General features: G+C 68.8%; 18 protein-coding genes. 9 read left to right on the forward strand and 9 right to left on the reverse strand.

All coding sequences use genetic code 11. The annotated features are described in order from the left end of the window. The first annotated feature begins 18 nt into the window (after nt 1–18). The 4 genes from METUNV2_RS0117620 to METUNV2_RS0117635 all read left to right on the forward strand — a co-directional run bounded on the left by METUNV2_RS0117620 (nt 19) and on the right by METUNV2_RS0117635 (nt 2775). Nucleotides 19–708, forward strand: a complete 690-nt coding sequence (locus METUNV2_RS0117620) for a YggS family pyridoxal phosphate-dependent enzyme (protein WP_018230795.1) — start codon at nt 19–21, stop codon at nt 706–708. Nucleotides 709–790: 82 nt separating this feature from the next. Beyond that, nucleotides 791–1423 carry a DUF4124 domain-containing protein gene (locus tag METUNV2_RS0117625; RefSeq protein WP_018230796.1) on the forward strand — a complete coding sequence of 211 codons (633 nt, stop codon included), beginning with the start codon at nt 791–793 and terminating at the stop codon, nt 1421–1423. A gap of 75 nt (nt 1424–1498) precedes the next feature. Beyond that, on the forward strand, nt 1499–2317 hold the full coding sequence (gene lgt, locus METUNV2_RS0117630) for a prolipoprotein diacylglyceryl transferase (protein WP_018230797.1): 819 nt from the start codon (nt 1499–1501) through the stop codon (nt 2315–2317). Further along, nucleotides 2314–2775, forward strand: a complete 462-nt coding sequence (locus METUNV2_RS0117635; protein ID WP_018230798.1) for a VOC family protein — start codon at nt 2314–2316, stop codon at nt 2773–2775. Before lgt ends, METUNV2_RS0117635 begins: the two co-directional genes overlap by 4 nt. A gap of 22 nt (nt 2776–2797) precedes the next feature. Here the strand turns inward: METUNV2_RS0117635 and METUNV2_RS0117640 are convergent, their stop codons facing one another. Genes METUNV2_RS0117640 through METUNV2_RS0117650 form a run of 3 tightly spaced genes read right to left on the reverse strand, consistent with a single transcriptional unit; the run spans nt 2798 to nt 5128 of the window. Beyond that, nucleotides 2798–4120: a TolC family outer membrane protein gene (locus tag METUNV2_RS0117640; RefSeq protein ID WP_026188262.1), complete on the reverse strand. Its 1323-nt coding sequence runs from the start codon at nt 4118–4120 to the stop codon at nt 2798–2800. Between the two features lie 20 nt (nt 4121–4140). Next, entirely contained in the window at nt 4141–4464 is a 324-nt protein-coding gene (locus tag METUNV2_RS0117645) for a rhodanese-like domain-containing protein (protein WP_018230800.1), read from the reverse strand. A gap of 10 nt (nt 4465–4474) precedes the next feature. After that, the gene (locus tag METUNV2_RS0117650) at nt 4475–5128 is read right to left on the reverse strand and encodes a protein-L-isoaspartate O-methyltransferase family protein (protein ID WP_018230801.1); all 654 of its coding nucleotides are present in this window, start codon (nt 5126–5128) and stop codon (nt 4475–4477) included. Nucleotides 5129–5401: 273 nt separating this feature from the next. Between METUNV2_RS0117650 and gcvT the strand changes: the two genes are divergently transcribed. The 4 genes from gcvT to METUNV2_RS0117670 all read left to right on the forward strand — a co-directional run bounded on the left by gcvT (nt 5402) and on the right by METUNV2_RS0117670 (nt 12710). Then, the gene (gene gcvT, locus METUNV2_RS0117655; RefSeq protein WP_018230802.1) at nt 5402–6529 is read left to right on the forward strand and encodes a glycine cleavage system aminomethyltransferase GcvT; all 1128 of its coding nucleotides are present in this window, start codon (nt 5402–5404) and stop codon (nt 6527–6529) included. Between the two features lie 132 nt (nt 6530–6661). Then, the gene (gcvP, locus tag METUNV2_RS0117660; protein ID WP_018230803.1) at nt 6662–9574 is read left to right on the forward strand and encodes an aminomethyl-transferring glycine dehydrogenase; all 2913 of its coding nucleotides are present in this window, start codon (nt 6662–6664) and stop codon (nt 9572–9574) included. Between the two features lie 190 nt (nt 9575–9764). Next, a complete protein-coding gene (locus tag METUNV2_RS0117665; RefSeq protein WP_018230804.1) occupies nt 9765–11318 on the forward strand; it encodes a choice-of-anchor I family protein in 1554 nt (517 codons plus the stop codon). A 168-nt stretch (nt 11319–11486) separates the two neighbouring features. Continuing rightward, a complete protein-coding gene (locus METUNV2_RS0117670; protein ID WP_420038392.1) occupies nt 11487–12710 on the forward strand; it encodes an NAD(P)H-dependent flavin oxidoreductase in 1224 nt (407 codons plus the stop codon). Here the strand turns inward: METUNV2_RS0117670 and METUNV2_RS0117675 are convergent. Genes METUNV2_RS0117675 through METUNV2_RS0117685 form a run of 3 tightly spaced genes read right to left on the reverse strand, consistent with a single transcriptional unit; the run spans nt 12691 to nt 13870 of the window. Next, on the reverse strand, nt 12691–13107 hold the full coding sequence (locus METUNV2_RS0117675; RefSeq protein WP_018230806.1) for a DUF6691 family protein: 417 nt from the start codon (nt 13105–13107) through the stop codon (nt 12691–12693). The two genes, METUNV2_RS0117670 and METUNV2_RS0117675, sit on opposite strands and share 20 nt — an antisense overlap. Before the next feature lie 2 nt (nt 13108–13109). Continuing rightward, nucleotides 13110–13544 (reverse strand): YeeE/YedE family protein, encoded by a 435-nt coding sequence (locus METUNV2_RS0117680; protein WP_018230807.1) that lies wholly within the window; start codon nt 13542–13544, stop codon nt 13110–13112. After that, complete coding sequence (locus METUNV2_RS0117685) at nt 13541–13870, reverse strand: ArsR/SmtB family transcription factor (RefSeq protein WP_018230808.1); 330 nt, start codon at nt 13868–13870, stop codon at nt 13541–13543. The genes METUNV2_RS0117680 and METUNV2_RS0117685 overlap by 4 nt, the downstream gene beginning before the upstream one ends. Before the next feature lie 128 nt (nt 13871–13998). On the opposite strand from METUNV2_RS0117685, the gene METUNV2_RS0117690 reads away from it, so the two are divergent. Further along, nucleotides 13999–14775 (forward strand): MOSC domain-containing protein, encoded by a 777-nt coding sequence (locus tag METUNV2_RS0117690; RefSeq protein ID WP_026188263.1) that lies wholly within the window; start codon nt 13999–14001, stop codon nt 14773–14775. A gap of 16 nt (nt 14776–14791) precedes the next feature. Here the strand turns inward: METUNV2_RS0117690 and METUNV2_RS0117695 are convergent, their stop codons facing one another. The 3 genes from METUNV2_RS0117695 to METUNV2_RS0117705 form a co-directional block, all read right to left on the reverse strand. Then, on the reverse strand, nt 14792–16261 hold the full coding sequence (locus METUNV2_RS0117695) for a serine/threonine protein kinase (protein WP_018230810.1): 1470 nt from the start codon (nt 16259–16261) through the stop codon (nt 14792–14794). Next, on the reverse strand, nt 16261–17004 hold the full coding sequence (locus METUNV2_RS0117700) for a metallophosphoesterase family protein (protein ID WP_018230811.1): 744 nt from the start codon (nt 17002–17004) through the stop codon (nt 16261–16263). Before METUNV2_RS0117700 ends, METUNV2_RS0117695 begins: the two co-directional genes overlap by 1 nt. Nucleotides 17005–17172: 168 nt before the next feature. Next, nucleotides 17173–19314, reverse strand: coding sequence for a 3'-5' exonuclease (locus METUNV2_RS0117705; protein ID WP_018230812.1), 2142 nt, complete (start codon nt 19312–19314; stop codon nt 17173–17175). Nucleotides 19315–19760: the final 446 nt, after the last annotated feature.

Genomic DNA, 19760 nt, shown 5'->3' on the forward strand with positions numbered 1-19760 from the left:
GAAGAAATTCAGGGCATTATGATGAGCATTTCAGACAACCTGCAAGCAATTCGGCACCGTATCGAACAAGCCGCCCGGGCCTGCGGGCGCGACCCCGCCGGCATCACGCTGCTGGCGGTGAGCAAGACCAAGCCGGACGCCGACATCATCGCCGCCCATGCAGCCGGGCAGCGCGCCTTCGGCGAAAACTACGTGCAGGAAGGATGCGACAAGGCTCAACGGCTGGAAGCGGCCGGTCTTGAGCTGGAATGGCATTTCATCGGCCCGATCCAGAGCAACAAGACGCGGCCGGTGGCCGGCTGCTTCGACTGGGTGCATTCGATAGACCGCGAGAAGATCGCCGCCCGGCTGTCGGAACAGCGCGACCCGCAGCGGCCGCCGCTGAACATCTGCCTGCAGGTGAACGTAAGCGGCGAGGACTCGAAAAGCGGCGTCGAGCCCGATGCATTGCCGGCGCTGGCCGACGCGGTGGCCTCGCTGCCCCGCCTCATGCTGCGCGGCCTGATGGCGATACCCGAACCGACCGATGATGTCGCCCTCCAGCGCCGCCGTTTTGCCCATTTACGGCAGCTGAAAGACGACCTGAACGCACGCGGCCACCGGCTGGACACGCTGTCCATGGGCATGTCGCAGGACCTGGAAGCCGCCATCGCGGAAGGTGCAACCATCGTCCGGGTAGGCACCGCGCTGTTCGGGGCGCGGGGCTGAACCGCTCGTCCATACGGACGATGATGGCCCGGATGTCGATGACAGGGTTCTAACATCGGCGGATTCCCACAAGGAGTCCGCCATGACACGCCGCACCCCTGCGCAGGAAAAAAGCCCGCTGCTGTCGGCACTGTCGCTGGCCGGCGCACTGCTCATCGTGGGCGGCGGGCTGGCCGGCCTGGGCAGGCTGCTGGCACCCGCGCCGGTTGCGCCACACCCGGACGCCCCGGCGGAAGACACGCGCGTTGCGCCGCCTCGGGCCATCCACACGCCGACGCCGCACGCGAAGCCGGACGCACGGCTCACGGAACGACCCGCAGGACGCGACTTCGCCACAACCGGTCCGGCGCCCGGCGGCATCTACAAGTGTCGCGAGAACGGCCGCACCGTCTATGCGGACCATCCCTGCGGCACGCAGGCGGAAGCACTGGCCGTAGCACCTGCCTCGGCCGGCCTGTCGCCGGACCGCAGCTACGCCGACCAGCTGGCGCAGGTACAGGCGGAGCGTGCCCGCCATGAGGCCAGCCAGCCGGTGCGCAGCGCGGCCGCATCACCGGCCCGAACGCACGACGCCCGCTGCGCGGCGATCGACGAAACCGTGCGCCAGATCGACGCCGCCACCCGCCAGCCACTGAGCATTCCGGAACTGGAGCACTTCCGGGTACGGCGCAAGGCCTTGATGGACGAGCGGTTTTCCATCCCCTGCAACGGCTGAGCGACCCGGCCGACGGCTTGACGGTAAACTGTCCGGCTGGTGTTCCAACTTCAGGCTCTGCCTGCCCTGCCCGCCGTGCCCGTACACGATTACCTGATCCACCCCACCATTTCCCCGATCGCCTTCGAACTCGGCCCGCTGGCCGTGCGCTGGTACGGGCTCATGTATCTGGTCGCCTTCATCGCCTTCATGCTGCTGGGCCGCGCCCATGCGAAGCGGCTGGCGGCACAGGGCGTGGCCACGCTGGACGCGAAGCAGATCGACGACCTGCTGTTCTACGGCGTGCTGGGCGTGGTGCTGGGCGGCCGGCTGGGCTATGTGCTGTTCTACAAGCCGGGCTACTTCCTTGAGCACTGGACCGAAATCCCGGCCATCTGGTCCGGCGGCATGAGCTTCCACGGCGGCTTCATCGGCGTGCTGGTGGCCGCGGCACTGTTCGCGCGCCAGGCCGGCTGGCGTTTCTTCCAGCTGACCGACTTCATCGCACCACTGGTGCCGCTGGGTCTGGCCGCCGGCCGCATCGGCAACTTCCTGAACGCAGAACTGGTGGGCCGGGTGACCGACGTGCCCTGGGCCATGATTTTCCCGACCGTGGACATGCTGCCGCGACACCCGTCACAGCTCTACCAGTTCGCCGGCGAAGGGCTGGGGCTGTTCGTGCTGCTATGGTGGTTCTCCCGCCGGCCGCGCCCGCTGGCCGCGGTCAGCGCAATGTTCCTGATCGGCTACGGCGGCTTCCGTTTCCTGGCCGAATTCGGCCGCGAGCCGGACGACTTCCTCGGCCTGCTGGCCGGCGGACTGTCGATGGGCCAGTGGCTGAGCCTGCCCATGATCGCCGCCGGCATCGTGATGATGATCCGGTCCTACCGTCGCACTACAGGAGTGAATCCATGAGCCGTCCTTTCCGCATCCTCGGCCTGCAGCAGATCGCCATCGGCGGTCCGGACCGGATGAAGCTGCGCCGCCTGTGGGTGGATCTGTTCGGCCTCGGTCTGGAAGGCGATTTCACCTCGGAGCGCGAAAACGTGGTCGAGGACATCGCGGTGCTGGGCAGCGGTGCGCACCGGGTCGAGGTGGACCTGATGCAGCCGCTGGATCCTGCGAAGAAGCCGCGCGTCGACGAACCGCCGCTGAACCATATCGGCCTGTGGGTGGACGACCTGCCGACGGCGGTCGAATGGCTGACCGCGCAGGGCATGCGCTTCACGCCGGGCGGCATCCGCCGCGGCGCGGCCGGTCACGACATCGTGTTCATCCACCCCAAGGGCAATGGCGACTTCCCGCTCAGCGGCGAAGGCGTGCTGATCGAACTGGTGCAGGCGCCGCCCGAAGTGATCGCGGCGCTGGGCTGAGGCCGGCGATCAGCGAACAGCGCTATTCGAGCAGGCCGTTCACCGCCTCGATTTCGGGCTCGGCCAGCTGGCCGGCTGCGGCCTTGAGCCGCAGCTGCGCCAGCAGCGTGTCGTAACGCGCCTTCGCCAGATCGCGGCGGGTCAGGTAGAGCTGCTGCTGGGCATTCAGCACGTCGATGTTGATGCGCACACCGACCTCGTACCCCAGCCTGTTGGCGTCGAGCGAGGACTGAGACGACACCTGTGCGGCCCGCAGCGCGGCGGTCTGGGCGATGCCGTTGGCCACGCCCAGCCAGGCCTGGCGCGCCTGCAGCGCCGCGGTGCGGCGCGCGAAATCCAGATCGGCGCTGGCGCGGTCGAGCAGATGCGCCGACTCGCGCACGCGCGACTCCTGCCCGAAACCCTGGAACAGCGGCACCGACACCTGCACGCCCACGGTGCCGGTGGTGGTTTCGTTGTTCAGCGGCGCGCCGGCGAAGGTGATCACCGTCTTGTTCTGGCCGTAGGTGGCCACCAGATCGACCGAGGGGTAATGACCGGCGCGCTGGCGCTCGATTTCGCGCCGGGCGATTTCCTGATTGGCCTGCTGCGCCAGCACCGACAGGCTTTCGGTCTGCGCGCGCTCGACCCAGTCTTCCATGCGGGCCGGCTGCGGCAGCGACACGGTCACGTCCGGCCGCAGGCCGCGCAGTGCGTCCGGCACCCGGCCGGTAATCACCGCCAGCGCGTGCCGCTTCACCTCGATGTCACTGCGCGCCGCGATTTCCTGCGCCCCGGCGAGATCGAAGCGCGACTGCGCCTCGTGCACGTCGGTAATGGTGACCGTACCCACTTCGAAGCTGCGCCGCGCCAGCTCAAGCTGTTCGGCAGCGGCGGTCTTCTGCGCGACGATGGAAGTGAGCACGTCCTGCGCGTAAAGCAGATCGAAGTAGGCCTGGGCAGCACGCAGCAGCACGTCCTGCCGCGCCAGCGCGAGCTGGGCGTCGGCGGCCGCCACCTGCAGCTTGCCCTGTTCGAACTGCACCCAGTTGCCCCAGCGGAACAGCGGCTGAGTGAGCTGCACGCCGAAGTTGTGCGAGTTGTACTGGGTAGTGCGATCGACCGGCGCCCTTACCTCGACATCATTCCACTGGGTGGTGCCATTCAGCGTGACGCTGGGCAGCAGGCCGGCACGCGCCTGCGGCAGCTTTTCGGCGCCGGCCTCACGCTGCGCGCGTGCGCCCTGGAACTGGGCATCGTTCGCCAGCGCGGCGCGCGCCACGTCGAGCAGGCTGTCAGCCGCCGGCACCGCGGGCGACAGGCAGACCGCCAGCGCCAGCACGAAAGCCCTTTTCGGAACACGCATATCCGGTCGCCGCGGTCGGGTCAGTAGCGCGCCATCTTCGGATCAACCTCAAGCGCCCAGGCATCGACGCCGCCGCTCAGGTTGTACACGTCGGGAAAACCGTTGCGCTCGAGAAAGATGGCCACCTGCATCGAGCGGCCGCCGTGGTGGCAGACGCACACCAGCGGCCGGTCCGGGTCGAGATCCTGTGCCCGCGACGGCACCGTGTTCATCGGCATGAGCCGGCTGCCTTCGATGCGGCAGATGGCCCATTCCTGCTCTTCGCGCACATCCAGCACCTGGGGCTGTTCACGGCTGCCGTCGGCAAGCCAGGCGGCCAGGTCGGTGACCGACAACTGCTGCATGGCGTCGCCCTCAGAACACGAAACGCTGGCCACCGCGCGCGTTGCGCAGCGTCGGTACCACCGTTTCAAACAGCGTTTCCTGCGACTGGGTGCCGTCGGCATTGAGCTTCACCAGCACGCAGTTCATGACCGGCGCCTCGCCGATGAAGGCGATCAGGCGGCCACCCGGACGCAGCTGGGCAACCAGTTCCTGCGGCAGCACCGGCAGCGCGCCGGACACCGCGATCGCATCATAGGGTGCGTGCGTCGGCCAGCCCTGAGCGCCATCACCCACCTCGACCCGCACGTTCAGCGCACCGGCGGCGGCCAGATTCTGGCGAGCGGTTTCAGCCAGCGCCGGCTCGATCTCCACCGTCGTGACCTGGCTGGCGCGGGCGCCGAGCAGGGCCGCCATGTAGCCGGAACCGGTACCGATTTCGAGCACGGTGTCGGTGCTCTTCAGCTTCAGCTCCTGCAGCACGCGCGCCTCGATCTTGGGTTCGAGCATGGCGGCGCCCTGAGCCAGCGGAATCGCGGTATCGACGAAGGCGAGCTGGCGCAGCGGCGCCGGCACGAAGGTTTCGCGCTTCACGACGAACAGCAGGTCGAGCACGTCCTGCTCCAGCACATCCCACGGCCGGATCTGCTGTTCAACCATATTGAAGCGCGCCTGTTCGATATCCATGTGTCCATCCCCTCAAAGAAGCCGCGATTGTACCGTGACGCAGTGCGTCAGCGGCTTGACCTGGATCGCCCGCGCCGCGCTCGCTGGCGCCCGGCTGTCCCGGCAGCCGGCACAGCGGCGGCGTCGCCCTGACGCAACAGGGACATCACCGCCTTGCGATTTCATGGTCTATTGCATGGCATCATGCGCGCCCTCGGCCCGCCCACCCGGCGCGCCGGCACAACGCGCTTCACCGGTCACCCTCCGGCTGCAGCGCTGGAAAGGATTCCGAAGATGGACACCCCGAACACCGCGGCGCTGCGCCGCACCCCGCTCCACCCGCTGCATCTCGCCGGCGGCGCCAAAATGGTCGCCTTCGCCGGCTGGGACATGCCCATCCAGTACGCCCTGGGCATCCTGCAGGAACATCTCCACACCCGCGCCCACGCCGGCCTGTTCGACGTGTCCCACATGGGGCAGATCGAAGTGTCCGGCCCCGGTGCCTGCGCCTGGCTGGAATCACTCACCACCGCTGACCTGGTCGCGCTGCCTGACGGCCGCCAGACCTATGCGCTGCTGCCCAACGACGCCGGCGGCATCATCGACGACCTGATGATCCAGAAGGTCGGGCCGGTTTTTCATGTGGTGTGCAACGCCGCCCGTCTGGCGCAGGTGCAGGCGCAGTTCGCCGCCCACCCGCCGGGCGCCGGCTGCAGCGTGACGCTGCATGAAGACCGTGCGCTGCTGGCGCTGCAGGGCCCGCAGGCCGAAGCGGTGCTGCAGCCGCTGGCCGATGTTGCCTGCCTGCGCTTTCTCGACGTGCGCGAGTACCCGGATGCGGTTGCCGGCGGGCTGCGGCTCAGCCGCTCCGGCTACACCGGCGAGGACGGCTTCGAAATTTCGCTGCCGGCCGCTGCCGCACCCGCCTTCGCTGAGCGCCTGCTGGCGCATCCGGACGTGCGCTGGATCGGTCTGGGCGCGCGCGACACGCTGCGGCTGGAAGCCGGCATGTGCCTGTACGGCAACGACATCGACGAGGGCACGACGCCGGTGACGGCATCGATAGGCTGGGCGGTCGCCCCGGCGCGCCGCAACGGCGGCCTGCGCGCCGGCGGCTTTCCCGGCGCGGACATCATCCTGGCCGAATTCGCCGCCCCGCCGGCGAAGGTGCGCGTGGGCCTGCTGCCGGAAGGTCGCGCGCCGCAGCGCGCGGGCGCGAAGATCGTCGATGCCGACGGCCGCGAACTGGGCGTCATCACCAGCGGCAACCACAGCCCGACGCTGGGCCGGCCGATCGCGATGGCGTCGATAGACCGCGCCGCGAAAAATGCCGGTACGCCGCTGTTCATCGATTCGCGCGGCCAGAAGGTGGCGGCCGCACTCGCCTCATTTCCATTCGTACCCAACCGTTATTGCCGATAGATACGCAGAAAGAATTACGAACAGACAGCTTCACACGCTGAACCTCGACTCCGGTCACGACGTCGACATGACACCGGACCGGTACCTTCAAACAGGGCACGCCAAAAGCGGCCCGGAAAGGACTGTTGAACCATGGACAAGCGTCCCTCCCTCGAAGCGCTGGAAGACCGCGGCGACTTCATCCGTCGCCACATCGGCCCCGACGAACGCGACCTGGCCGTCATGCTGGCCGCACTCGACGTCGCCAGCCTGGACGAACTGATCGCCCAGACCATTCCCGCCGACATCCAGCTCGACGCGCCGCTCAACCTGCCGGCGCCGCGTTCCGAACGCGTGGTCGATGACGCGCTGCGCCGCATGTTCGCGCGCAACGAACTGCACACCAGCCTGATCGGCATGGGCTACTACGACACCATCACGCCCAATGTCATCAAGCGCAACGTGCTTGAGAACCCGAGCTGGTACACCGCCTACACGCCCTACCAGGCGGAGATTTCACAGGGCCGGCTGGAAGCGCTGCTGAACTTCCAGCAGATGGTGATCGACCTGACCGGCCTGCCGGTGGCCAATGCCTCGCTGCTGGACGAAGCCACCGCCGCGGCCGAGGCGATGACCATGGCGCACCGCATTTCGAAGGTGAAGACGCCGCGCTTCATCGTCGATGCCGACACCCATCCGCAGACGCTGGCCGTGGTGCGCACCCGCGCCGAACCGCTGGGCATCGAGGTGGTGGTCGGTGACCCGTGGGCCGACATCGACGGTGAATACTTCGGCGTACTGGTGAGCTATCCGGGCTCGAGCGGCCGCCTGCGCGATCCGTCGCCGGTGATCGCCGCGGCGCGCGCCGCCGGTGCGCTGTCCGCGGTGGCGGCCGACCCGCTGGCGCTGGTGCTGCTGAAAGAACCGGGTGCGATGGGCGACGCGAGCGCCGACATGGTGTTCGGCAGCGCCCAGCGCTTCGGCGTACCGATGGGTTACGGCGGCCCGCACGCCGCCTTCTTCGCCTGCCGCGACGAACACAAACGGCAGATGCCGGGCCGCATCATCGGCGTATCGACCGACGCGCAGGGCAAGCCGGCGCTGCGCATGGCGCTGCAGACGCGCGAACAGCACATCCGCCGCGAAAAGGCGAACAGCAATATCTGCACCGCGCAGGTGCTGCTGGCGGTGATCGCCTCCTTCTATGCGGTGTATCACGGCCCCAAGGGCCTGCGCACGATTGCCGAGCGGGTGCACCGGATGGCGGTGCTGTTCGCGCAGGGCCTGCGCGACCTCGGTTTCGAGGTGGTGCACGACGCCTTCTTCGACACCGTGCAGGTGCGCGTGCCGGGCATCGCCCGCCGCATCGCGGCACGGGCGCGCGAAGCCGGCTTCAACATGCACGTGATCGACGCCGACCGCCTGTCGGCCGCCTTCGACGAAACGTCACGCCGCAGCGAACTGAAGCGCCTGCTCGGCTGCTTCGCCACCCGCGCCGACAACGTGCTCGACCTGGCCGAGATGGACACGCTGGTGGCCGGCTGCATTCCGGCCGGGCTGCGCCGCGAATCGGCCATCCTTACGCATCCGGTATTCCAGCGCTATCACTCGGAAACCGAAATGATGCGCTACATGCGCCGGCTGGCCGCGCGCGACATCGCACTCGACCGCTCGATGATTCCGCTCGGCTCGTGCACGATGAAGCTGAATTCGACCACCGAAATGACGCCGGTCACTTACCGCCTGTTCGCGGCACTGCACCCCTTCGTGCCGCTGGAACAGGCGCAGGGCTACCAGCAGCTGTTCGAGGAGCTGGAAGAGCGGCTGTGCGAAATCACCGGCTTCGCCGCGATGTCCTTCCAGCCGAATGCCGGCTCGCAGGGCGAGTACGCCGGCCTGCTGGTGATCCGCAAATACCACCAGACGCGCGGCGAAGGTCACCGCAACGTGTGCCTGATCCCGGCCTCGGCGCACGGCACCAATCCGGCAAGCGCGGTGCTGGCCGGCATGGACGTCATCGTGGTCGCCTGCGACACGCTGGGCAATGTCGACTTCGCCGACCTGAAGGCGAAGGCGGCACAGCACGCCGACCGTCTGGCCGCGCTGATGATGACCTACCCGTCCACCCACGGCGTGTTCGAGGAAGGCGTGCGCGACATCTGCGCGCTCATCCACGCGCACGGCGGCCAGGTCTATATGGATGGCGCCAACATGAACGCCATGGTGGGTCTGGTGCGGCCGGGTGACATCGGCTTCGACGTGTGTCACCTGAACCTGCACAAGACCTTCTGCATTCCGCACGGCGGCGGCGGCCCGGGCATGGGCCCGATCGGCGTGGCGCCGCACCTCGCGCCCTTCCTGCCGGACCATCCGGTGGTGCAGGGCGTGAACCCGGTGGCCGGTCCGGCCGGCACCATCGGCGCGGTGTCCGCCGCGCCCTGGGGCTCGGCCAGCATCCTGCCCATCGTGTGGGCCTATATCGCGCTGATGGGCGCGGCCGGCCTGAAGCGCGCGACCCAGGTGGCGATCCTGAATGCCAACTACATCGCGCAGAAACTCGCGCCGCACTATCCGGTGCTCTACACCGGCAAGCACGGCCGGGTCGCGCACGAGTGCATCGTCGATCTGCGGCCGCTGAAGGACGCCAGCGGCGTCACCGTGGAGGACGTGGCCAAGCGGCTGATGGACTACGGCTTCCACGCACCGACGGTGTCCTTCCCGGTGGCCGGCACGCTGATGATCGAGCCGACCGAGAGCGAGAACCGAGCCGAAATCGACCGTTTCTGCGACGCGATGATCGCCATCCGCGCCGAAATCGCCGACATCGAGACCGGCCGTGCCGACCGCGAAAACAACCTGCTCAAGCACGCGCCGCACACCCACGACCTGCTGATCGCGGATGAATGGACGCGGCCCTACAGCCGGCGCGCCGCCTTCTTCCCGAGCGAATCGGTGGATCGCGACAAGTACTGGCCGCCGGTGGCGCGGGTGGACAACGTGGCGGGCGACCGCAACCTGATCTGCACCTGCCCGCCGCTGTCGGACTACGCGCAGTCCGACGCATGACAGGCCCGGTCGCGTGCGCCCACCCGTGCACGCGACCGGCGCCCGCTGCCGCGCATTGCAGCCGGATGGCTCCTCGATGACACGTCATCCGGCGGTAATGGTTCTGTAACGCAAGCCGGTTTTCATGACGCCATGCACGGCTCCGCAACAGCGGGGCCGTTTTGTCATTGACCTACCGGACTGCAAAAAAATGCAAAAAAACCTGCTCGCGGCCGCCATGGCCGCCGCGCTGTCGGCCGCCGTGCCGGCTTCCGCCGCCAGCCTGATCGACGACGCCACCAAGGCCTGGACCTTCCAGCACGGCGCAGGCAACGGCTATCTGTCGGAAATCGTCAGCTTCGACAGCGCCACGAAAACGCTGTGGGTGGCCGGCGTCAGCGGCGTGGACGTGCTCGACGCCGCCACCGGCAGCTTCCTGCAACGCATCGACGTGTCGTCCTGGGGCGCGATCAACAGCGTGTCGGTGCATAACGGCGTCGCCGCCTTCGCCATCGAAAACACGGTCGACCGCACCCAGCCGGGCGTGGTGAAGCTGTTCGACACCCATACCCGCGCACTGGCCAGCGGCGTAAACAGCATCACTGTCGGCGCACTGCCCGACATGCTCACCTTCACCAAGGACGGCTCCAAGCTGCTGGTCGCCAACGAAGCCACGCCGAACACCTACGGCAGCCGCATCGGCACCTCGGTGCCGCGCGTCTATGGCGCTTCGCCGAACGACCCGGTCGGCAGCGTGAGCATCATCGACATGAACACCCGCAGCGTCAGCGCCACCGCCACGCTGGCCGGCGTGGCGCAGAGCGGCAGCCACATCCGCACCAATACCGGCATGGACTTCGAGCCCGAGTACATCGCGGTCAATGCCGCCGGCACCAAGGCCTATGTATCGCTGCAGGAAGCCAACGCGATGGGCGTGCTGAACCTGCAGACCGGCCAGTTCGAAAGCGTGATCGGCCTCGGCGCCAAGGATTTCAGCCTGCCGGGCAACCGCATCGACCCGCTGAACAACGGCAACAAGACCGGCACCAGCGGCTACGAGCTGATTTCGCCGAACGTGAAGGGCCTGTACATGCCGGATGGCATGGCGGTGTACGAGCGCAATGGCCAGACCTATGTGCTGCTGGCCAACGAAGGCGACTTCCGCGAAGACGACGGCGACCGCTCGGCCGCCAGCACGCTCGGTGCTACCGGCACGCTGGCCAATCTGCGCGTGTCCAACACCGACTCGTCGGCCGGCAATCTGTACGCCGCCGGCGGCCGCTCGTTCTCGATCCGCGCGACTGATGGCAGCATCGTCTATGACAGCGGCGAAATCCTCGATCGCGAAGCGATGACGCTGGGCATCTACAACGACGCCCGCAGCCGCGACAAGGGCGTGGAGCCGGAGAGCGTCGAAGTGATGACCATCGGCGACCGCAGCTTCGCCTTCGTCGGCCTCGAACGTACCGCCTACAACAACGACGACTCGACCGCGTCTGCCCGGGTGGCGGCGCTCGCGGTGTTCGACATCACCGATCCGGCCCACACCACTTTCGTGCGCATGCTGAAGTCGGATGGCGACATGGCGCCGGAAGGCCTCGAAGGCTATGTGCTCGACGGCTATGCCTACATCGCGTTCTCGAACGAAGTGTCGAACACGACGTCGGTGTTCCGTCTGGCGCCGGTGCCGGAACCGGAAACCTACGCCATGCTGCTGGCCGGTCTCGGCCTGATCGGTCTGGCCGCAAAGCGTCGCCGCGGCTGATCGTCTGACACCCCGCTGAAACAGGTGCCCACCCGGTCTCGTACGGGTGGGCACCTGTCGTTTACGGCGGCCCGCCGCGTTGTTCCGTCAGCTTGACCTCGCTCAAGCCGGGCCCGGAAGCCGCCGGCTATCTTGACGGCCTCCGCGCACCCGGTCCGCTTCGTCATGATGCATTCCCTGCCTGAATCCGGCGCCCTGTCGGTGGCCGCCCTGTCCTGCCCCGATTCCGACCTGTTTGCCCGCAGCGGCCTGACGCCGCTGAACCTGGCCGGGCGCACGCTGCTGCCCATCGTGCAGGGCGGCATGGGCGTCGGCGTGTCGGCCCACCGGCTGGCCGGCAACGTGGCGCTGCAAGGTGGCGTCGGCACGATCTCGTCAGTTGACCTGCGGCGTCATCACGCCGACCTGATGGAGCGCACCCGCGGCCTGCGCGGCGAAGACGCCAAGCGCGAAATCAACGCCGCCAACGAAGAGGCGCTGCGTCGGGAAATCGCCGCCGCGAAAACCATCGCCGGCGGGCGCGGCCTGCTGGCGGTGAATGTAATGCGCGCGGTCAGCGCCTATGCCGAACACGTGAAGACCGCGCTGCAGGCGGGCATCGATGCGGTGGTGGTCGGTGCCGGCCTGCCGCTGGACCTGCCCGACCTCGCGCGCGAACACCCGAAGGCGGCGCTCATCCCCATCCTGTCCGACGCGCGTGGCGTGCAGCTCATCCTGCGCAAGTGGGAGCGCAAGCAGCGCATGCCGGACGCGGTGGTGCTGGAACACCCGGGCTGGGCGGCCGGCCATCTGGGCGCAGCCAAGGTCGCCGACACCCAGGACCCGCGCTTCGATTTCGAACGCGTGGTGCCGGAGACGCTGGAGGTGCTCCGGAAGGCCGGTCTCGAAGGCAAGGTGCCGGTCATCGTCGCCGGCGGCCTGCGCAGCCACCAGGACATCCGCCGCATGCAGGCGCTGGGCGCCGCGGCGGTGCAGTTCGGCACCGCTTTCGCGGTGACCGAGGAATGCGACGCCGACACCGCCTTCAAGCAGGTGCTGGCCACCGCGCGCGACGAGGATCTGGTCGAGTTCACCAGCGTGGCCGGCCTGCCGGCGCGCGCGGTGCGCACGCCGTGGCTGCAGAAATACCTGTCGCTGATCGACCGCACGCAGGCGGTGGCCCATGTGAAGGCGCGCTGCGCCAAGAGCTTCGACTGCCTGGCCCAGTGCGGGCTGCGCGACGGCCTGATCGGCTGGGGCCAGTTCTGCATCGACCACCAGCTGGCCGCCGCGCTGAAGGGCGATCTGAAGACCGGCCTGTTCTTCCGCGGCCGCGGCAGCCTGCCTTTCGGCGACGAGATCCGCAGCGTGCGCGCGCTGTTCGACTACCTGCTCACGCCCGCGACCGCGTGAGCCACGCGTGCACCGCCATGCCGGCGAGCATGGCGAGCACGAATATCCCGGCCGGCGCCGAACCCATGCCCAGCGACACCAGCGCCGGGCCCGGGCAGTAGCCGGCCAGTCCCCAGCCGGCGCCAAAAGCCAGACTGCCCAGCACCAGCGGCGCGTCGATCCGGTTTGCCGTCGGCAGTGTCAGCGCGCAGCCGGCCCAGGCGCGGCTGCGCTTCTTCGCCAGCGTGAAGGCCGGCAGCGCCACCGCGATCGCGCCGCCCATCACCAGCGCGAGCGACGGGTCCCAGGGACCTGCCAGATCGAGAAAACCGGCCACCTTGGCCGGATTGGCCATGCCCGACAGCAGCAGGCCAACGCCGAACACCAGCCCGGCCACAAGTGCGATCAATGCCTGCATGTTCAGCCTCCGATCAGATGACGGACGACATAGACGGTGACAAAGCCAGCCGCCATGAAGGACAGCGTGGCCGCCAGCGAACGCGGCGACAGCCGTGACAGCCCGCAGACGCCGTGACCGCTGGTGCAGCCGGCGCCATAGCGGGTACCGACGCCGACCAGCAGGCCGGCCAGCACCAGCGTGCCGGTGCCGGCCACCGGCTGCGCCTCGGGCGGCGCCGCGAACAGCCCCCACACCAGCGGTGCGCCGATCAGGCCCACCAGGAAAGCCAGCCGCCACGGCAGTTCCGGCCCGCCCGGCTTCAGCAGCCCGCCGACGATGCCGCTGATGCCGGCCACCCGTCCGCTGCCCAGTATCAGCAGCGCGGCCGACAGCCCGATCAGCGCGCCACCGGCCAGCGAGGCCCAGGGCGTGAAGGCGTCCCATGCGATATTCACTGCGTGTCTCCGTCGGAAGGGGGCTGCGCGCAGAAGCGCGCGTGCAGGGTCTGCATCAGCGCCAGCGCGTCATCGCTGGCGATGCGGTAATGGATGTACTTGCCGTCGCGCCGGGTATCGACCAGGCCTTCCCGGCGCAGCACGCCGAGCTGCTGCGACAGCGTGGGCTGCACGATGCCCAGCGCGGCTTCAAGTTCGCCCACCGTGTGCTCGCCCTGCGCCAGCCGGCACAGCAGCACCAGCCTGTCCTCGTGCGCCAGCACGCGCAGCAGCGCACAGGCGCGCGAAGCGGCGGTGCGCAGGTCGTCGAGGGTCGGGTCGTCCATGGAAACAATATATCCACTGATATATTGTTTTTCAAGCAGGCAGGGCCCGGCCTCCGGTGAACGACTTATTGCCGCCGCCGCAGGCCACGCCCAGCATGCGCGGACCCGACCTTCTCATCCGCACCGCCATGATCACGCTCCGCCAGCTCTATCGATATCCGGTCAAAGGCCTGTCGGCCGAACCGCTGGACCAGGTCGCCCTGCGCGCCGGCGAAGGCCTGCCGCTGGACCGCATGTACGCACTCACCAACGGCAGCTGGGACTTCGATGCCGGTCGCTACCAGCCGCGGCCGAAAACCGATTTCATCGCACTGATGGATCACCCGGCTCTGGCCGCGCTCACCACCCACTTGGACGAGGACGCCCGGCGCCTGACCGTACGCACACCGGACGGCGGCACGCTGGACATCGACCTCGACGATGCCGCTGCCTGCGGCCGCTTCGCCGGCTTCGTCGCCCGCCACCTCGGCGCCCGCTTCGAGGGGCCGCCGGCCTTCGTCGCCGGCGAGGGCTTCCGCTTCACCGACGTGAGCGTGCTGTCGCACGGCATGATGAATGCGGTATCGCTGATCAATCTGGCGACCGTGCGCCGGATCAGCGAAGAATGGGGTGTGGACATCGACCCGATGCGCTTCCGCGCCAACCTCTACATCGACGGCGCCGAACCGTGGAGCGAAGCCGGCTGGCTGGACAGCGAACTGAGCATAGGCGAGGTGAAGCTGCGCGCGGTCATGCGCACGCCGCGCTGCGCGGCCACCGGCGTCAATCCGCTCACCGCGCAGCGCGACATGACCATTCCCGCCACGATGATGGAACGCTACGGCCACCGCGACCTCGGCATCTATCTGGAGGTGGTGGGCGACGGCGTGCTGCAGGTGGGCGATACGCTGGATCTGGCCGGCTGAGCCGCTGCGGTGCGCCTCAGCCGGCTTCGCGCCCGGCCACTTCGCGCACCACGGTGACCGTGCAGTCGGATTCCGCCACCACCCGCGCCGACACGCTGCCGAGAAAGCGGCGCACCGCCGAACTGCTGCGCGCCCCCATGACGATGTGGTCGATCGCGTTGCGCCGCGCGAACTCGACAATGGCCGACGCCGGGTCCGGCGCTTCCAGCACCTGGTAGGTAACCCCGGCGCCACGCGCCGGGTCGTCCAGACCAAGCGACTGCACCAGCGGTCGCGCCCAGTGCTTGAGCTGCACCAGCCGCTTCACGTGGATGCTTTCGCCATCCTTGTCAGTCAGTTCGTCCATGCCCACCCGGCGGGTCCGCATGACGGTGACACAGGCCACGCGCACCGAACGCTCGGTGCGCAGCATGCGCTCCAGCGTGTCACGCATGGTCTGCATCAGGCCGGGCGAGGCGCCGGCCACATCGACTGCCACCATGACGATGCTGTGGCGGGTGACGTGGGTGCTGGCGGTGCCGCGCTCCTTCGGCTCGTTGCCGACCGCGGCGAACCAGCGCCTGAAGGTATCGAAGCGGCCGCCGGTCGAGCTGCGCTCGGCGCGCGCGGTGAGCTTCACCTGGTCCGGATGGCCGAGGTCAAAAGCGAGCTGGGCCGCGGTGTCGTGCCGGCTGGCCGGGTCGACCTCCAGACAGCGCAGGATGATTTCCTGCAGCCAGGGCGGGCAGTCCGGCCGCAGCGTGCGCGGCGGCACCGGTTCGCGGTACAGCCGCTCACGCAGACCGCGCACCGTGTTCGGCTTGCCGAACGGCCGCTGGCCGGTGAGCAGGTGATAGAGCATGACGCCCAGCGCGAACAGGTCGCTGCGCGGTTCGTCGCGCACGAACTGCACCTGTTCCGGCGACATGTAGGGCCCGGTGCCCATGGGCAGCGTGAATTCCTCGTCCAGCAGGTCGGGCAGGTGGTCGTGGCGAGACAGGCCGAAATCCACCATGACCGCGGCGCCATCCGGCCGGAACATGATGTTGCTCGGCTTCACGTCGAGATGGATCACGTGCTGCAGGTGCAGGTCGTGCAGCGCCGCCGCCACCTGAACGCCCACACTGGCCACCTCCTCCACCGGCAGCGGCGCCTGGTCCAGGCGCGGCCGCAGCGACGGGCCGGCAATGTGTTCCATCACGATGTAGGGCTGCATCGTGAAATCGCCCTTGGCGATGAACTGCGGCACGTGCACGCCGCGCAGCATGGGCAGGATCATCTGCTCCACTTCGAAGCCGACGATGGTGGCCGGGTCTTCGCCGCCCTTGATGCGCGGAATCTTCATGATCATCGGGATCGCGTGATCCGGATGGCTGACCCGCCACAGATTGGCCATGCCGCCCTGGTGCAAGTGTTCTTCCAGGCGGAAGCCATCGATCACCTGACCGACTTCCAGCGGCACCCGCGGTGCCGGCAGGTCGTGCGCCGGCATGTCGGCTGACTGCACTAGCTGCCCTCCTTCAGGCGTTCGCCAAGCCGCGCCGGCAGACCGGCAGCGGCAATCTTGCGGGCCGCCTCGTCGTGGTCGTAGGGCACGCGGTGAAAGGTCAGTTCGCTGCGCACCGTGTCAAACAGCGCCCAGCAGGCGGCAGGATTGCCGTCGCGCGGCTGGCCGGCGGAACCGGGCAGCACGAACCACTGGCGGTGCGGCGCCACCGGAATCGCCACGCCGGGCGTCGGCGTGAAATCGGCGATCTTGCCGAGGCCGGACAGGTTGTACAGCTGCGGGTCATGCACGTGACCGGCGAAGGTGTAGCGCGCGTGGGTGGCGTTCAGGCTGCGCACCGCCTCAGAGCGGCCGGTCACGTATTCCCACTGTTCCGGCGCGTAGGCGTTGGCATGCACGAACAGGCAGCCGTGGCGCTCGACCATGTAGGGCAGTTTCGCCAGAAACTCGATCTGGGCGGCATCAAGCTGGCCGCGGGTCCATTCGATGGCGCGCTGCGCATCGCTGTTCATGCTGTCACGGGGGCCGTCGACCACCGCCTTGTCATGATTGCCCTTGACCGCGATCGCGCCGCCGGCGACCAGCGCACGCACCCGGTCCACCACCCAGGCGGGGTCGGCGCCGTAGCCGACGAAATCGCCGAGCAGCGCATGGGCGTCGGCACCATGGCGTTCCACTTCGTCGAGGACAGCCTCGAAGGCTTCGCGATTGGCGTGGATGTCGGTGATCAGGGCCAGTTTCATCTGCAGGGTGCTCCGTCGTCGGTGCAGCCGGGCGAGGTTCGCCGGCCGCATGCGGTGGAAATGAGGGCGGCGACCGGCGTTACAGCATGGGCCGGCCAGGGCCGGCGCGTATTGCGCCGGGTCAATAAGCGATGTGTACGCCGGTGCGGATGCGCGATCGCAGGCATGTCAGTAGCGCAGTTTCGCGAGGTCGGTGGCGCGGCTGGCCGCCAGTACCTGGCCCAGCGTGTGCAGGCCGCGCGCTTCCAGCAGCGGCAGCAGGTGCAGGAACACTTCGGCGGTGAGCAGCGCATCGCCGAGCGCGCTGTGGCGGCGCGACGCATCGAGACCGAAGCGGGCGGCAATGTCCTCCAGCCGGTGCGAGGGCTGTTCCGGCTGGGCCAGCACCGACAGCAGCAGGGTATCGAGCACCGGCTGTTCGAAATGCAGGGCACAGCGCGCCTGCTTCAGTTCGATGAAGCGCAGGTCGAAAGCCGCGTTGTGGGCGACCAGCACGCTGTCCTGCGCGTAGGCGTGGAACGCCGGCAGCACGTCTTCCAGCACGGGCTGGCCGCGCAGATCGTCCGCCCGCAGACCGTGCACCGCTGTGCTGCCCGCCGGCACAGGTCGCCGCGGATCGATGCGCTGTTCGAAGCACTCATCGTGCAGCAGCCGCCCGCGCACGATGCGGGTGGCGCCAATCTGCACGATTTCGTCGCCGCCCGACGGGTCCAGCCCGGTGGTTTCGGTGTCGAACACGGTGCAGGTGAGCGCGGACAGTGCGGTCGCGCCGGCATCGACTTCGGCCACGTCGAACAGCCCGAAGTCATAGCTGCCGGCGCTGTCCGGCGCGCGCTCCGCGGCCGGCGCCGGCGCGCACGGCAGCACCAGCCGGAACAGCGTGCGGTGGCTGGCGCGTTCGCGTTCAACCGCGAACGCGCCACCGTGGCGTTCGATCACGTCGCGCACCGACAGCGGGGTGCGGCGCTCGCCGCTGTCCATCGCCTCCATCTGCCAGGCCATCACGGTGTCGGTGCTCATGCTGCGGCCCTGCCAGATCAGGTCGAGCCGGGCGTACGCGCCCTCGGGCGCGGCGGACAGCGCCAGCGTGGCCACCCGCACGTCGTATTCGTCGGCCAGCCGGCGCGCCAGCCAGTCCAGCGCCTGCAGCAGCGCAAAGCTGTCGGCGCGCAGCCACAGCCGGCCATCGACCTCGCCCGCGCGCAGCTGCGGTGCGGCGATGCGGCGGACCGCAGCGTCGATCAGGTCGGCGCCGCGGATGTCTTCCAGCGGCCAGCGGGTAGCCGCGGCCCGCTGCGCCCGTTCGGCCACGCCGCGCAGCCGCGCCGCCATGTCGGCGCCGGCTTCGCGCATCTGGCCGAGCGCGCGCGCCTGCGCGGCCGGATCGGCCTGACGCGCCAGCGCGTCGGCCGCGCCCTGCATCTGCGCCAGCATGGCACGGCAGTCGGCGTCGAGATCGAGCAGCAGCTGGTCGCGCGCGCAGTCGTCGGCGTACTCGCGGGTGATGTCATCCAGCACCAGCACGAAACCGGCCAGCGTCTGTGCCGCAGCACCATCGCCGACGGGCAGCGGGGCCAGACGCACGCGCAGCAGCGGACCGCCGCGGAAAGGCACGACGAACTGCGCCGACGCCGCGTCATCGCCCGCGGCACGGCGGGCCCGCACCGAATCGAGCGCGTGTTCGACCGGCGCGCGGTCCAGCAGCGCGTAGATGGAGCGGCCCAGGCCCATCAGTTCGATGCCGGCCAGCGCGGCCGGTGCGTCGGACAGCGTGCGGGCGAGCGCGCGAGCGCGCCGGTTGTACAGGGCCACCCGGCCATCGAGCGCACACACCACGACGCTCTGTGTCAGTTCGGACATCAGCGCGGCCAGTCGCGCGCGTTCGGTTTCGAGCTGACGGCCGCCGGCCTGCACCTGCTGTTCGATGCTGTCGCGCAGCCGGCTGCGCTGCGCGGACAGTTCGGCGATGGCTTCCGCCAGGGCGCGGGTTTCGGCGCTGCCGCGCTCGACCGGCAGCGCCGCCTGTCCGCCTTCGGCCAGTGCCCGGGCAGCCGACGCGAGTTCGGCCGGCACGGCAAACAGCCAGCGGTGGGCAGCGCGCAGCGGGGGCAGCGCAAGCGCCAGCACCGCCGCCCATGCAATGAAAGCCAGCGGCAGCCGGTCGCCGACCAGTTCGCCCAGCGCGGCACGCTCGTGCGCGTCCAGCGTGGCGACGATCAGCGCCGCGGACGCCGCCATCGCAGTCGCGGCCACCAGGCCGACGAAGGCGAGCGCTGCGGCGACGCGCAGGTCGTGCGGTCTGCGGATCATCGCGGGAAGGACGTGCCGGCCGCTGACGGCCCGGGCAGTGCGTCCGTCATCGCGCGCAGTGGCGCCGCGGACGGAACGGGGTGGCACACGGAATGGCTCCTCCGGGGTATTGCCTGCAGGCACGCCGCTTTCTGACGAGGGCTGTGCCACGAGGCCGAATAGTGCCGCACTGCGGCAGGGTGAGGCGAGGCCCGGAAAGAAAATTTTTCGCACCACACCGCCCTTGCGCGCCGCACCATGCCTGCCGGCGAAAACCGTGAAGCAGAGCGCAATCCCTTGCCACACCGGGAGACCACGCATATTGCATTGCAATATGCGCCCGCACCCCGCAAACCCTTGTATGGCGCCCCGGCCATGCTGACGGATCAAGTAAGCGAGAAGTAAGTTTTCCGCCTCATCCTCCGCCCCGCATAGTGTCTGCAGACGCTATACACATACCGATCATA

Origin of the sequence: Methyloversatilis universalis EHg5 (assembly GCF_000378945.1) — a bacterium.
GTDB classification, from domain to species: domain Bacteria; phylum Pseudomonadota; class Gammaproteobacteria; order Burkholderiales; family Rhodocyclaceae; genus Methyloversatilis; species Methyloversatilis universalis_A.

Excerpts from the sequence above, each read along its gene's own strand:
- METUNV2_RS0117685 (WP_018230808.1), bottom strand. The coding sequence starts at position 13,870 with ATGGACGACCCGACCCTCGACGACCTGCGCACCGCCGCTTCGCGCGCC.
- METUNV2_RS0117635 (WP_018230798.1), top strand. The coding sequence starts at position 2,314 with ATGAGCCGTCCTTTCCGCATCCTCGGCCTGCAGCAGATCGCCATCGGC.
- METUNV2_RS0117705 (WP_018230812.1), bottom strand. The coding sequence starts at position 19,314 with ATGATCCGCAGACCGCACGACCTGCGCGTCGCCGCAGCGCTCGCCTTC.
- METUNV2_RS0117640 (WP_026188262.1), bottom strand. The coding sequence starts at position 4,120 with ATGCGTGTTCCGAAAAGGGCTTTCGTGCTGGCGCTGGCGGTCTGCCTG.
- gcvP (WP_018230803.1), top strand. The coding sequence starts at position 6,662 with ATGGACAAGCGTCCCTCCCTCGAAGCGCTGGAAGACCGCGGCGACTTC.
- METUNV2_RS0117645 (WP_018230800.1), bottom strand. The coding sequence starts at position 4,464 with ATGCAGCAGTTGTCGGTCACCGACCTGGCCGCCTGGCTTGCCGACGGC.
- METUNV2_RS0117690 (WP_026188263.1), top strand. The coding sequence starts at position 13,999 with ATGATCACGCTCCGCCAGCTCTATCGATATCCGGTCAAAGGCCTGTCG.
- METUNV2_RS0117665 (WP_018230804.1), top strand. The coding sequence starts at position 9,765 with ATGCAAAAAAACCTGCTCGCGGCCGCCATGGCCGCCGCGCTGTCGGCC.
- METUNV2_RS0117700 (WP_018230811.1), bottom strand. The coding sequence starts at position 17,004 with ATGAAACTGGCCCTGATCACCGACATCCACGCCAATCGCGAAGCCTTC.
- METUNV2_RS0117620 (WP_018230795.1), top strand. The coding sequence starts at position 19 with ATGATGAGCATTTCAGACAACCTGCAAGCAATTCGGCACCGTATCGAA.
- METUNV2_RS0117675 (WP_018230806.1), bottom strand. The coding sequence starts at position 13,107 with ATGCAGGCATTGATCGCACTTGTGGCCGGGCTGGTGTTCGGCGTTGGC.
- METUNV2_RS0117650 (WP_018230801.1), bottom strand. The coding sequence starts at position 5,128 with ATGGATATCGAACAGGCGCGCTTCAATATGGTTGAACAGCAGATCCGG.
- METUNV2_RS0117670 (WP_420038392.1), top strand. The coding sequence starts at position 11,487 with ATGCATTCCCTGCCTGAATCCGGCGCCCTGTCGGTGGCCGCCCTGTCC.
- gcvT (WP_018230802.1), top strand. The coding sequence starts at position 5,402 with ATGGACACCCCGAACACCGCGGCGCTGCGCCGCACCCCGCTCCACCCG.
- METUNV2_RS0117625 (WP_018230796.1), top strand. The coding sequence starts at position 791 with ATGACACGCCGCACCCCTGCGCAGGAAAAAAGCCCGCTGCTGTCGGCA.